Source organism: Pseudomonas sp. NPDC088414, from assembly GCF_044753325.1.
Taxonomy (GTDB): Bacteria; Pseudomonadota; Gammaproteobacteria; order Pseudomonadales; family Pseudomonadaceae; genus Aquipseudomonas.
The window spans coordinates 47,784-59,727 of sequence record NZ_JBIVMY010000016.1 but is presented as its reverse complement, the minus strand read 5'-3'; the positions used below and the strand labels follow the sequence as shown (position 1 = coordinate 59,727).

The 11,944-nt window shown below is 62.4% G+C and carries 12 protein-coding genes; 5 read left to right on the top strand and 7 right to left on the bottom strand.

Going from position 1 to position 11,944, the window contains the following annotated elements; genetic code table 11:
- Positions 1-93: 93 nt before the first annotated feature.
- The 4 genes from ACIP8I_RS15525 to ACIP8I_RS15510 form a co-directional block, all read right to left on the bottom strand.
- Positions 94-972 carry a DMT family transporter gene (locus ACIP8I_RS15525; RefSeq protein WP_007963736.1) on the bottom strand — a complete coding sequence of 293 codons (879 nt, stop codon included), beginning with the start codon at positions 970-972 and terminating at the stop codon, positions 94-96.
- Between the two features lie 64 nt (positions 973-1,036).
- Positions 1,037-1,852, bottom strand: a complete 816-nt coding sequence (locus ACIP8I_RS15520; protein WP_400762193.1) for a sugar phosphate isomerase/epimerase family protein — start codon at positions 1,850-1,852, stop codon at positions 1,037-1,039.
- 2 nt (positions 1,853-1,854) lie between these two features.
- On the bottom strand, positions 1,855-2,916 hold the full coding sequence (locus ACIP8I_RS15515; protein WP_400762191.1) for a Gfo/Idh/MocA family protein: 1,062 nt from the start codon (positions 2,914-2,916) through the stop codon (positions 1,855-1,857).
- 219 nt (positions 2,917-3,135) lie between these two features.
- Complete coding sequence (locus ACIP8I_RS15510) at positions 3,136-3,912, bottom strand: IclR family transcriptional regulator (RefSeq protein ID WP_400762189.1); 777 nt, start codon at positions 3,910-3,912, stop codon at positions 3,136-3,138.
- Between the two features lie 175 nt (positions 3,913-4,087).
- Between ACIP8I_RS15510 and ACIP8I_RS15505 the strand changes: the two genes are divergently transcribed.
- The 4 genes from ACIP8I_RS15505 to ACIP8I_RS15490 all read left to right on the top strand — a co-directional run bounded on the left by ACIP8I_RS15505 (position 4,088) and on the right by ACIP8I_RS15490 (position 8,675).
- Positions 4,088-5,827 (top strand): FAD-dependent oxidoreductase, encoded by a 1,740-nt coding sequence (locus tag ACIP8I_RS15505; RefSeq protein ID WP_400762187.1) that lies wholly within the window; start codon positions 4,088-4,090, stop codon positions 5,825-5,827.
- Positions 5,811-6,644 (top strand): aldo/keto reductase, encoded by an 834-nt coding sequence (locus ACIP8I_RS15500; protein ID WP_400762185.1) that lies wholly within the window; start codon positions 5,811-5,813, stop codon positions 6,642-6,644. Before ACIP8I_RS15505 ends, ACIP8I_RS15500 begins: the two co-directional genes overlap by 17 nt.
- A gap of 189 nt (positions 6,645-6,833) precedes the next feature.
- Positions 6,834-7,724 (top strand): neutral zinc metallopeptidase, encoded by an 891-nt coding sequence (locus ACIP8I_RS15495; protein WP_400762183.1) that lies wholly within the window; start codon positions 6,834-6,836, stop codon positions 7,722-7,724.
- On the top strand, positions 7,725-8,675 hold the full coding sequence (locus ACIP8I_RS15490; RefSeq protein ID WP_400762182.1) for an alpha/beta fold hydrolase: 951 nt from the start codon (positions 7,725-7,727) through the stop codon (positions 8,673-8,675).
- Between the two features lie 117 nt (positions 8,676-8,792).
- Here ACIP8I_RS15490 and ACIP8I_RS15485 read toward each other — a convergent pair whose 3' ends face one another.
- The 3 genes from ACIP8I_RS15485 to ACIP8I_RS15475 all read right to left on the bottom strand — a co-directional run bounded on the left by ACIP8I_RS15485 (position 8,793) and on the right by ACIP8I_RS15475 (position 10,927).
- Positions 8,793-9,386, bottom strand: coding sequence for an HAD family hydrolase (locus ACIP8I_RS15485; protein WP_400762180.1), 594 nt, complete (start codon positions 9,384-9,386; stop codon positions 8,793-8,795).
- Positions 9,383-10,252: an acyl-CoA thioesterase II gene (gene tesB, locus ACIP8I_RS15480; protein WP_003228466.1), complete on the bottom strand. Its 870-nt coding sequence runs from the start codon at positions 10,250-10,252 to the stop codon at positions 9,383-9,385. The genes ACIP8I_RS15485 and tesB overlap by 4 nt, the downstream gene beginning before the upstream one ends.
- A 105-nt stretch (positions 10,253-10,357) precedes the next feature.
- On the bottom strand, positions 10,358-10,927 hold the full coding sequence (locus ACIP8I_RS15475; protein WP_400762252.1) for a GNAT family N-acetyltransferase: 570 nt from the start codon (positions 10,925-10,927) through the stop codon (positions 10,358-10,360).
- An 82-nt stretch (positions 10,928-11,009) separates the two neighbouring features.
- Here ACIP8I_RS15475 and ACIP8I_RS15470 point away from each other — a divergent pair, with 82 nt between their 5' ends.
- Positions 11,010-11,930 carry a histone deacetylase gene (locus ACIP8I_RS15470; protein WP_097089303.1) on the top strand — a complete coding sequence of 307 codons (921 nt, stop codon included), beginning with the start codon at positions 11,010-11,012 and terminating at the stop codon, positions 11,928-11,930.
- The last annotated feature ends 14 nt before the right edge of the window (positions 11,931-11,944 follow it).

Here is an 11,944-nt window from a genome sequence, read left to right as displayed (position 1 = left end):
GGAGCTGCGGCACGCTGCGATCCTTTGATCTTGATTTTGAAGATCAAAAGATCGCAGCGTGCCGCAGCTCCTACACAGGAATTTGTGGATCCTTCAGCGACGGCTTTGCTGCCAAGCCGCCGCCAGGCCGCTGCAGCAGATCACAGCAATCCCGATCACCGTCAGCAGACTCGGCGTGTGGTTGAACACCACCCACCCCAGCAGCCCCGCGAACACGATCTGGCAATAACCGAACGGCGCCAGCAGGGCCGGTGCTGCGTGGCGAAACGCCTGGGTCAGAAACAGGTGCGCAGTCATCCCGCAGCTGCCCAGCGCCAGCATCAACACGGCGTGCGACAAGGTCGGCACCTGCCAGAAGAACGGCACCAGCGCACTCATCACCAGCGTGTTGCACAGACCGGCGAAGAAGTTGCTGGTGGTCGGACTGTCGACCTCACTGAGCTTGCGCGTCAGCAGTTGATAAAAGCAGAAGAACAACGCCGAACAGAATGGCAGCAGCACCGCCGGGGTGAACAGCTCGCCTCCCGGATGGACGATGATCAGCACGCCGATGAATCCGCAAATCACCGCGATCCACTGCCCGCGCGTCACCCGTTCCTTGAGCAACGGCACCGACAACGCCGTCACCAGCACCGGCGCAAGAAAGTTGACCGCGGTGGCTTCGGCCAGCGGGATGTACAGCAGCGCCGTGGTGAAAAACAGACTGGTGCCGAGCAGGCACAACGCCCGCGCCAACTGCCACAACGGCCGTTTGGTGCGCAGCACGCGCAGCCCGGACTGCGGCAGGAAAATCCCCGCCATCAGCAAGGTGTGCACCAGATACCGCGCCCAGACCACCATGACGATCGGGTAGAAACCCGAGAGGTATTTCGACAGCGCGTCATGACTGGAGAACAGGAAAGTCGCCACGACAATCAGCAAGATCCCCTTGAAGGGTTGGTTGACACCGGAGAGCGGGGTGCTGACGGTCATTGGATATCTCTGAAGGAAAAATAAACAGTGGCGAGGACGCTGGCGCCCCGCCACAAAAACTGACTTACAACTGCGCCAACAATTCCCGCGTCCTGTCGAGCGCCATCTGCGCTCGTTGCAATCCGCTTACACCCTGCTCCAGCAGTTTTACCGTGGGGATCTCCAGGCTCAGTGGAATATTAGCTGGCAGACTGCGCAACAAACCGTGCAGGTCACAATCGCCCTCGCCGGGAAACCGCCGCTCATTGCGCGCCTGACGCAAGATCTCGGCCATGTCTGCCGGTCTCGGCCCCGCCACATCACACAGTTGTGCATAACGCAGGCGCGCGGGCGCAACGCTGGCCAGGTCCTCCAGCCGTGAACCGGAGCGATCGAAATGAAAGGCATCGACCAGCACCGCGGCATTTTCCCGGTCAGCACTGGCAACGATGCGCAGCGCCTGCTCAAGGTTGCGCGCATCGGTCCAGGGCATGAACTCCAGATGCGGATGCAAACCGTAAGGCGCCGCCAGATCACACAACGCGGCAAAGTTGTCGGTGAGCCGTTGCTCGTCAGGATCATTGCCGGCGACCAGTAATTCACTGGCGCCGAACTCCGCGCCGACGGCCAGCAGCTTGTCGAAATCGGCGACCACGGTTTGCGCTTTCAGCCGCAGGATTTCCACATCGAGCACGGCAATGCCCGTGTCGCGCAAACGCGCCAGCGTCTGACGCCGTAAACCGCGATCGGCCACCAATGGAAAGTGATATTCCTCAGGCGTCGCCGGCTCCAGCCGCAGGCCGACATGGCTGTAACCGGCACGCGCCGCCACCTCGACCATTTGCGGTGGCGACAACTCGAGTACGGTGAGACTGGCCAGGGACAGAATTCGTTCGTTCATGCTCACGCCTCGACCGCTGCAGGGGAACAGGCACGACCGCTGGCCGCCGCCTCGCGAATCGCCTCGACCAGCGCCAATGTTCGCGCGGCATCGGCGGCACTGACCAAGGGTTCGACTTCACGCCGCGCGACCTGCACAAAATGCTCCAGCTGCAACCGCAAAGCATCCCCGGTCGCGCAATGTTCTTGCACCGCAATCAACGGTTCGTGCCAACCGGCATCGACTTGATCGGCAGGGTAATGCCAGCGCTTGAGTTGCGGAAGGCTCAGCGCCCCGGCGGTACCCGCCAGCAGACAACACGGCTGATCGACCTGGCGCGGATAGACCGGGTTCTCCCCGGAATTCAGCTCCCAGCTCCACGGCGCGGCGACTGCATCGGAACCGCTCAGCGTACCGAGTGCACCGTCGGCAAATTGCAGCAACAGCGCCACGCTGTCTTCGTTGGCAAAACCACGCACTGCGTTGTCGGTGACGGCCTGCACCGCCTGCACTTCACCGCACAGGTGACGCAGCAGATCAAGGTCGTGAATCAGATTGGTCAGCAACAGGCCCGCCCCCGGCTCACGGCGCCACGGGACCTCGAAATAACGGTCAGGTTTGCGTAACTGGAACAGCGCGGTAACCGTGGTCAGGCGCCCGAGCGCGCCGCTGCGCAGCAATTGGTGGGCGCGCACGATCAACGGATTGTGCCGCCGATGATGGCCGACCAACACCGGCACGCCACTGTGTTTGACGGCCGCCACCAGTTCGCGCGCCTCGTCCAGATGCACGCCCACCGGTTTCTCCAGCAGCACCGCAACTCCGGCGGCGAGGCAATCCAGGGCGGTGCTGACGTGCTGACTATTCGGATTGGCCACGATCACCGCGTCTGGCCGTACCTGCTCCAGCATCTGTCGATGATCAGCGAAATACGCCACGCCCCACTGCGCCGCCAGCGCGGGCGCCTGCGGGCCGGGATCGGCCACTGCGCACAAGCGGGCGTCGTTGAGGGTTTGCAGGTGCTGATAATGCTGCTGGCCCATGTTGCCAGCGCCGATCAGGGCGATACGAAGGGGCGAAGTCAAGGCGCGATCCTCTTGTGATTGTTGTTGGAAATGTCACTCCAGCAACAATTTAGAACCGCGTTCCACAATTCAACACCCGGTGACGGGAAAACCGTGCGAACACCGCACAAATCCATACACGACGCTCAACCTGTAGGAGCTGCCGCAGGCTGCGATCTTTTGACTTTGATTTTCAAGATCAAAAGATCGCAGCCTGCGGCAGTTCCTACAGGGGACCGGTCACACGAACAATTCCGATGCCAGACTCGCCGCCGACAATTCCTCAGTGAACGTCAGCAGCAACGGCGCCAATTCGTGCAGCCGCGCGCCGGGCATCCGCGCGCTTGGCCCGGCTATGCTCAGTACACCGATCACCCGCCCGTCAACAGGATGCTTGACCACCGCGGCAATCGCCGAGGTGCCCACCGCCGAACTTTCCTCGACACAGGCATAACCCTGCTCCCGCGCCAGACGCAGGCGCTCCAGCAGTTCGATATTGGAACGTGGCGCATTCGGCCCGACGCCTACCGGCACTTCCACGCCCTGGCGCTCGACCAGCGACAAGGCTTCAGCGTCGCTCATGCACGCCAGCCACGCGTGCCCGGAAGCGGTGTAGAACAACGGCGCGTCGCGGCCCATGTCCGGGTCATAACGCAGGCCCGTCCGTGCGCCCTGCGCCTTGGCGATCCAGGTCTGGCGCTCGCCATCGATCACCCCCAGACGCACCAGCTCGCCGGTTTCCTGAGCCAGTCGATCCAGCACCGGTTGCACGATGTCGGCACCGCTGCTCGACAGGTACTGAAACCCCATCGCCACCAGTTTGGTCGACAGGTGATAGCGCAAAGTGTCGGCATTCTGCCGCACGTAGCCCAGCCGAATCAGCTCCGCGAGCATCCGGTGCGTGGCACTTTTCGGGATGTCCAGTTGCTCGGCCAAGGTCTGCATCGGCAGCCCGCGGGGCTCACTGGTGAGGCTTTCCAGCACACTGAAAACCCGTTCGATCTGACTGCCGGCCATGGGAAGGTCCAAGTGAAATTTTGCCGATTCTAGAAGACATCCGAGACAAAGCGAAATCCGGAACTGGCCGTGCGATAACCGCCCACTTTACTGAAACATGCCTTGTTGCAGCTGAACTTCATTGGTTAATTTCTGGAATCTAATTCCAATAAACCCAGTTGCGGAGCTTTGCCTGATGCCTGCCGAACTTCCCGAAATCGACTGCGACGTTCTGGTCGTCGGCTCCGGTGCCGCCGGTTTATCCACAGCGGTCACTGCGGCGTGGCATGGTCTGAAGGTCATCGTGGTGGAAAAAGATCCGGTGTTCGGTGGTGCCACTGCGTGGTCCGGCGGCTGGGCATGGGTGCCGTGCAATCCGCTGGCCCGACGCGCCGGCATCGTCGAAGACGTCGAGCGACCGCGCACGTACCTGCGCCATGAACTCGGCGAGCATTACGACCCGGCAATGGTCGACGCTTTCCTCACTGCCGGGCCACACATGGTCGCGTTCTTCGAACAGCACACTGCTCTGCAATTCGCCGATGGCAACGCCATTGCCGACATTCATGGCGATACACCCGGCGCCGGCACGGGCGGTCGCTCGGTGATCGCGGCGCCTTACGACGGACGAAAAGTCGGACGCCTGCTCAGGCGCCTGCGTACAACCATGCGCGAAACGTCCTTCATGGGTATGCCGATCATGGCCGGCGCTGACCTTTCGGCGTTCCTTAATCTCAGCCGATCACTGAAGGCCGCGTGGCATGTAACGCGGCGTTTTACCCGACACTTGCTCGATCTGGCGGTGCACGGCAGGGCCATGCAATTGGTCAACGGTGTAGCGCTGGTCGCAAGGCTGGCGAAGTCCGCCGAGGACCTTGGCGTCTTGCTCTGGGAGTCGGCACCCGTGACCGAACTGCTGCGCGATGAAGCAGGGGTTTGCGGTGCAGTGGTCAGCAGCGCCAAAGGTCCGATCCGCATTCATGCACGCAAAGCCGTGGTGCTCGCCGCCGGCGGTTTTGCCAACGACATCGAGCGGCGCAAGGCCTTGTTTCCGCGCACGCCCACGGGTCATGAACACTGGGCACTGCCACCGCTGGCGGTGAACGGCGACGGCCTGCGTCTGGGCGAAAGCGTCGGCGCCACGGTCAACACCGACCTGGCGTCGCCCGTGGCCTGGGCGCCGGTCTCGCAAGTGCCGCATGCCGACGGCAGCATCGGCCATTTCCCGCACATCATCGAACGCGGCAAACCGGGGATCATCGGCGTACTGCGCAACGGCCAGCGCTTCGTCAACGAAGCCAACGGTTACTACGACTACGTCAGCGCCATGGTTGCCGCCGCCCCTGAAGGCGAGGAAGTCGCCTCATGGCTGATCTGCAGCCGCGCCTTTCAACGGCGTTATGGCCTGGGCATGTCGCGGCCATTTCCCGTTCCGGTGTCAGGATTTATCCGCAGCGGCTATCTGAAAACCGGCAACACCCTGGAAGAATTGGCCAGCGCCTGCGGCATCGACCCCGGGGGTTTGCGTCGCACGGTGGATCACTACAACCTGCAGGCTCGCCTTGGCGAAGACCCGTTGTTCGGTCGCGGTTCAACGTCCTACAACCGCAAGCAAGGCGATCCGGCGAACCTTCCCAACCCTTGCGTTGCCCCAATAGAAACCGGCCCTTTTTACGCCGTGAAAGTCCAACCGGGCTGCTTCGGCACCTTCGCCGGGCTCAAGGTCAACCCGCAGGCGCAAGTGCTCGACGCCCATGCCCAGCCCATCGCCGGGCTCTACGCCGCCGGTGGCGACATGGCCAGCATCATGGGCGGGCACTATCCGGCGGGCGGGATCAACCTCGGCCCGGCGCTGACTTTTGGCTACATCGCCGCCCGGCATATCGCTGGCATTACTGCTTTCGAACAGGAGATCGACCATGCAGCACATCGTTAACGCCCAGGGTTTGAACATGCCGAAACTCGGCCTCGGCACCTGGCCGATGCTCGGCGACGAATGCACCCGCGCCGTGGAGCAAGCGCTGGAACTCGGCTATCGGCACATCGACACGGCGGCGGCCTACAACAACGAAGACGCGGTCGGACAAGCATTGGCGAACACACCGACACCTCGCGAGCAGATTCATGTCACCACCAAGGTCTGGTGGGACCAGTTGCAACCCGACGCCATGCGCCACTCGATGGAACGAAGCCTCAAGGCTTTGCGCAGCGAGTACGTCGACCTGTTCATGATCCATTGGCCGAGCACTGACTGGGACTTGCCGCGCACCCTTGAAACCCTCGCTTCGTTCAAGGAGCAGGGTCTGGCGCGCAACATCGGTGTAGCGAATTTTCCGCTGCCGTTGCTGCGCACAGTCGTCGAGGAATACGGCATCCCTCTGTCAGCGATCCAGGTCGAGTACCACGTCCTCCTCGGCCAGAACGCCCTGCTCAACTATGCGCGCCAACACGACCTGGCGCTGACCGCCTACACACCGCTGGCGCGCAACAAGGTCTCGGACATTGCGCAGATTCAGCAGATCGCGAAAAAACACGGCGTGCTGCCGACTCAGGTCGCATTGAAATGGCTGCTGGATCAGCCCAACGTCGCGGCGATTCCCAAGGCCAGCAGCCGCACCAATCAACTGGCGAACCTGGCTTCGCTGCAGGTTGAACTGGACGCTGAAGACCGCGCACTGATCGCCGCCCTGCCGAAGAATCAGCGTCAGGTCAGCCCGGATTTCGCCCCGGTGTGGGATGCCTTCGATCGCTAAGGCACAGCGCGCCGAGAGAAATCCGTCAACGGATTGAATTAGTCGCGCACGCGCTCGTCAATAACAGGCCCACCCTCGTCACCCGAGGCCGGGCCTGTTTGCGTGCACGCCAATAGACGGACGACCGGACTGGCGCCACACTCACACACCGGCAACACTCATCACCACGTACAGAAAGAGGATTCCCACATGCTATGGAAAAAAGGCCGACGCAGTGACAACGTCGTCGATGCCCGTGGCGATGATAGCGGCGGCGGCGGTGGCATGCGGTTCGGTGGCGGCAAAGGCCTGAGCCTGGGGGCGATCCTGCTGATCGTCGGCATCGGCTGGATCACCGGCCAGGATCCGTTGCAGATCCTCGGCCAGCTCACCGGGCAAATGACCGAGCAATCGGCACCGGCCTCGACGCAAACCCGCCAGACGCCACCGGCCAACGACCAGCAGGCCGAATTCGTGCGTTCGATCCTCGGCGATACCGAAGACACCTGGGGCGCCATTTTCCAGCAGGCCGGCCGCCAATATAAGGATCCGACCCTGGTGCTGTTCAGCAACCGGGTGAATTCCGCCTGCGGTCTGGCGACGTCGGCGACCGGCCCGTTCTACTGCCCGGCGGATCAGAAAGTCTATCTGGACATGGCTTTCTTCCAGGAAATGGCCCAGCGCTTCAAGGCCGCCGGCGACTTCGCCCAGGCCTACGTGATCGCGCACGAAGTCGGCCACCATGTGCAGACGCTGCTCGGTGTCTCGGCGAAAATTCAGACGGCTCGTCAGCAAGGTCGGCAGATGGAAGGCGACGGCGGTTTGCTGGTGCGTCAGGAATTGCAGGCCGACTGCCTCGCCGGCGTCTGGGCCTACCATGCGCAGAAGCGCCTGAACTGGCTGGAACCGGGTGACGTCGAAGAGGCCTTGAATGCGGCCAACGCCATCGGTGATGATCGCCTGCAACAACAGGGTCAGGGCCGTGTGGTGCCGGACTCGTTTACCCATGGCACGTCGGCGCAAAGGGTGCGCTGGTTCAAAACCGGTTTCGCCCAGGGCCAGGTCGGCCAGTGCGATACCTTCGCGGCGAAAAATTTGTAAATGCGCAAATGGCTTCTCGCTTTACTGATCATCGGCGGCAGCGCGCACGCGGCGGGCGTCGATGCGATCAGCCCGGGGCGCCTGCAATTCGAGGCCGGCGAAATGGCCGTCGGCATCAGCCCGGCACCGGAGAAAATCGAACGAGTGCTGATCGTCATTCATGGTCGTCTGCGCAACGCAGAGACGTATCGCAAGAGTGCCGAGCGCGCCACCGAACTGGCCGGGCAAACCGCGCACACGCTGGTGATCGCGCCACAGTTTCTCAACGAAAGCGATGTCGCTTTGTACTCCCTGCCCAACACATTGCTGCGCTGGAACGGCAACGAGTGGATGGGCGGCGGGTTATCCACAGGGCCGAAGCCGCTGAGTTCCTACGCCGCACTCGACGCTATCGTCGCCCGGGTCAGCGACCGCAAGCAGTTTCCGGACGTGAAGCAGATCGTGATTTTCGGCCATTCCGGTGGCGGCCAGGTGGTGCAGCGCTACGCCCTGCTGGCCAAGGATCAGCCGGCGCTGAAGGCCACTGGCATTCGCCTGCGCTATGTGGTGGCCAATCCGTCGTCGTACGCTTATTTCAATGAACAGCGACCGGTGGCGTTCGATCACGCACAGTGCCCGGGTTTCAATCGCTGGAAGTACGGTCTGGCAGACATGCCGGTATACGCCGGTGGGCAAACGCCGTTGCAGCTTGAGAGCAGCTACATCAAACGCGAAGTGATTTATCTTCTGGGGCAGCAGGATATAGACCCGCAACATCCGGCGCTGGACAAGAGTTGCGCCGCCGAGGCCCAGGGCGCGTATCGGCTGGAGCGCGGCAAGCTGTTTTTCGGCTACCTGCTGCGCCGGCATCCGGAAGGGGTCAATCAGCGGCTGGTTGAAGTGCCCGGGGTCGGGCATAACGGCGATGGGATGTTGACGTCGCCGGAGGGGCTGAAAGCGCTGTTTGATTAATGACTTGTGGTGACTGTTGAGGCGCCATCGCGAGCAGGCTCACTCCTACAGGGGAAACGCATTCCAATTGTAGGAGTGAGCCTGCTCGCGATGAGGCCAGATCAGACAATAAAGATCTCAGGCCAAAAGCATCCGCCGCAACTCGACACAATCCTGCGCATGCCAATCCGTCAGCTCCGGCCACGGGTTGTCCGGCAGATTCACCAGCACCGTCCGTGCCCCGGCCGCCCGGCCGCAATCCAGATCAAAGCGGTAATCCCCGACCATCACCATCTCGCGGGCTGGCACGCTCCAGGCTTCGGCCAGTTTCAGCAACCCGCCGGGATGCGGCTTCGGCGGTGCTTCATCGCGGCCCAACACATCTTCCACGGCGAAGCAGTCGGCCAGGCCGATGGCGTCGAGCGTCACATGCGCCAGCTCCCGCGCATTGCGGGTCAGGATGCCCAGGCGATAGCCGCGCCCGTGCAGATCGCGCACCAGCTCCACTGCACCCGTCGCCGGTTTTGAACCCAGCGCCAGATCGCGCTCATGCTCCAGCAGCCAGGCATGTTTCGCCGCGGCTTCCTCGGCGGGAAGTGCCGCGAGATGCGTAAGAATGTCGTCCTCGGGCGGAATCGCCAGCGCCACACGGATCGCCGCAAAATCATGCACGGCGACGGTCAGGGTGCCGTCCATGTCGAACACCCAGTGCTTCACATCGCTCAGGCTCATGCCCAGTCCTTGCGGTGCCGAATCAAGCCTTCCTGGGTCACCGACGCCACCAGTTGCCCGGCGCGGTTGTACACGCTGCCACGGGAGAAACCCCGGGAATTGCCGGCCCACGGGCTGTCCATCGCGTAGAGCAGCCAGTCATCGGCGCGCAGATCGTTGTGGAACCACAACGCGTGATCGAGGCTGGCGACCTGCATGTCTTTTTGCCAGACCGACTTGCCGTGGGGCAGCATCGACGTGGTCAGCAAACCGAAGTCCGAAGCGTAGGCCAGCAGGTATTTGTGCAGCGCCGGAATGTCGGCCAGCGCACCGTCGGCGCGGAACCACACGTACTTCACCGGATCGGCCGGTTGCGGGTTGTACGGATCTTTTTCGGTGACCGGGCGCACTTCGATCGGTTTCGGGCACAGCAGTTTTTCGCGCATGTGCTCAGGAATCAGGTGCGCGCGTTGCTGGGTCAGTTCCAGCTCCGACGGCAGGTTTTCCGGGCCGACCACCACCGGCATCTGGCTCTGGTGCTCGAAGCCTGCCTCGTCATATTGAAACGAAGCGCTGCAGGTGAAGATCGGATGGCCCTTCTGGATGGCCGTGACCCGGCGAGTGCTGAAACTGCCGCCATCGCGCACGCGATCCACCGAATACACCACTGGCAACTTGGCGTCGCCCGGACGCAGGAAATAACCGTGCATCGAATGCACGTGGCGCGCCTCTTCAACCGTCTGACTGGCCGCCGACAGCGACTGACCGAGTACCTGACCACCGAACAACTGACGGAAACCCAGATCCTGGCTGCGGCCACGGAACAGGTTTTCCTCGATCGGTTCCAGGGTCAGCAGGTCGACCAGATCTTCCAACACTTGGCTCATTCAGACTCTCCTCACACAACGCTATGCCGCGCAGTCTTGGCTGCGGCGGCCCATTCAGGTTCTGGCGCGAGCCATTGTCGCGCCATTGTAAACGTCCGTGTCGGCTTAGCCATGCAGGGTTTGCAGCCATTGCTCCCTGGTAATCCGGTACAACAGATGCCGACGCAACGGGTGATCGACGGCAAGTTTGGGGTGATCGAAATCATCGGCCGGATCGTGCTGCATGCCAATCGCCTGCATGACTTTCTCCGACGGCAGATTGCTCTGCGCGGTGAAAGACACGATTTCCTTCAGCGACAATCGGTCAAAGCCGCAACGCAGAGCGGTCCACGCCGCTTCACTGGCATAGCCCAGGCCCCAGTGCTCCTTGGCGAGACGCCAGCCGATTTCCACCGCCGGGGTGAACGGCGCATCGAAGCCGACCACGCCAAGACCGGTAAAACCGATGAACTCACGACTGTCCTTGCGCTCCAGCGCCCACAGACCGAAACCGTGCTCGGCAAAATGCCCGCGCACCCGGCCGATCATCGACGCACTTTCCAGACGGCTCAGGGGCTGTGGAAAGTAACGCATGACCTGCGGATCGGCACACATCGCCGCAAATGCCGGCAAATCCTCGTCCTGCCATTGGCGCATCAGTAATCGCGCACTTTCCAGTTGCAGTATCGGCTCCATCATGCCCCTCCGTTTCCATGCCGCAAGTCTACATCGCTGGTAGGATCGTTCACTCTTTCCATCGTTCCTGAATGAAGTTGCCATGCCACTGCCGCTGATCTACCACGAAGACTACAGCCCCGAGTTTCCGGCGGATCACCGCTTTCCGATGGACAAGTTCCGTTTGCTGCGCGACCACCTGGTCGACAGCGGCCTGACCCGCGATGCCGACCTGCTGCGTCCCGAGATCTGCCCCAACGACATCCTCGCCCTGGCCCATGACCGTCGCTATATCGAACGCTACATGAGCGGCGAGTTGTCCCGCGAAGACCAGCGGCGCCTCGGCCTGCCGTGGAACGAAGCACTGGCGCGGCGCACGGTGCGGGCGGTCGGCGGCTCGATTCTGGCGGCGGAAAAAGCCCTCGAGCATGGTCTGGCCTGTCACCTCGCCGGCGGCACCCATCACGCCCACTACGACTATCCGGCCGGGTTCTGCATTTTCAACGACCTGGCGATCATCAGCCATTACCTGCTGCAAAGCGGTCGGGTGAACCGTGTGCTGATCTTCGATTGCGACGTGCATCAGGGCGACGGCACCGCGCGAATCCTGCATGACACGCCGGAGGCCATTACCGTTTCCCTGCACTGCGAAAAGAACTTTCCGGCACGCAAGGCCGAAAGCGACTGGGACATTCCGCTGCCCAACGGCATGGGCGATGCCGATTATCTGCAGGTGGTGGATGACACGCTCAACTACCTCCTGCCGCTGTATCAACCGGACCTGGTGCTGTACGACGCCGGGGTCGATGTGCACAAGGACGACGCCCTCGGTTATCTGCAACTGACCGACGAAGGCGTCGCCGCCCGCGATGAAAGCGTGATGCGCCATTGTCTGGGCCGCGACATCCCGGTGGTCGGCGTGATCGGCGGCGGCTACAGCAAGGATCGCCACGCCCTCGCCCGCCGCCACGGCATTCTGCATCACAGCGCGCAACGGGTCTGGACGTCACACGGTTGTCACTAAGCTGTGCTGCGTTA

Bases quoted from the DNA above. Each gene is read 5' to 3' on its own strand.
- ACIP8I_RS15470 (WP_097089303.1), top strand. From the start codon at position 11,010: ATGCCACTGCCGCTGATCTACCACGAAGACTACAGCCCCGAGTTTCCG.
- ACIP8I_RS15520 (WP_400762193.1), bottom strand. From the start codon at position 1,852: ATGAACGAACGAATTCTGTCCCTGGCCAGTCTCACCGTACTCGAGTTG.
- ACIP8I_RS15505 (WP_400762187.1), top strand. From the start codon at position 4,088: ATGCCTGCCGAACTTCCCGAAATCGACTGCGACGTTCTGGTCGTCGGC.
- ACIP8I_RS15490 (WP_400762182.1), top strand. From the start codon at position 7,725: ATGCGCAAATGGCTTCTCGCTTTACTGATCATCGGCGGCAGCGCGCAC.
- ACIP8I_RS15475 (WP_400762252.1), bottom strand. From the start codon at position 10,927: ATGGAGCCGATACTGCAACTGGAAAGTGCGCGATTACTGATGCGCCAA.
- ACIP8I_RS15485 (WP_400762180.1), bottom strand. From the start codon at position 9,386: ATGAGCCTGAGCGATGTGAAGCACTGGGTGTTCGACATGGACGGCACC.
- tesB (WP_003228466.1), bottom strand. From the start codon at position 10,252: ATGAGCCAAGTGTTGGAAGATCTGGTCGACCTGCTGACCCTGGAACCG.
- ACIP8I_RS15500 (WP_400762185.1), top strand. From the start codon at position 5,811: ATGCAGCACATCGTTAACGCCCAGGGTTTGAACATGCCGAAACTCGGC.
- ACIP8I_RS15525 (WP_007963736.1), bottom strand. From the start codon at position 972: ATGACCGTCAGCACCCCGCTCTCCGGTGTCAACCAACCCTTCAAGGGG.
- ACIP8I_RS15510 (WP_400762189.1), bottom strand. From the start codon at position 3,912: ATGGCCGGCAGTCAGATCGAACGGGTTTTCAGTGTGCTGGAAAGCCTC.
- ACIP8I_RS15495 (WP_400762183.1), top strand. From the start codon at position 6,834: ATGCTATGGAAAAAAGGCCGACGCAGTGACAACGTCGTCGATGCCCGT.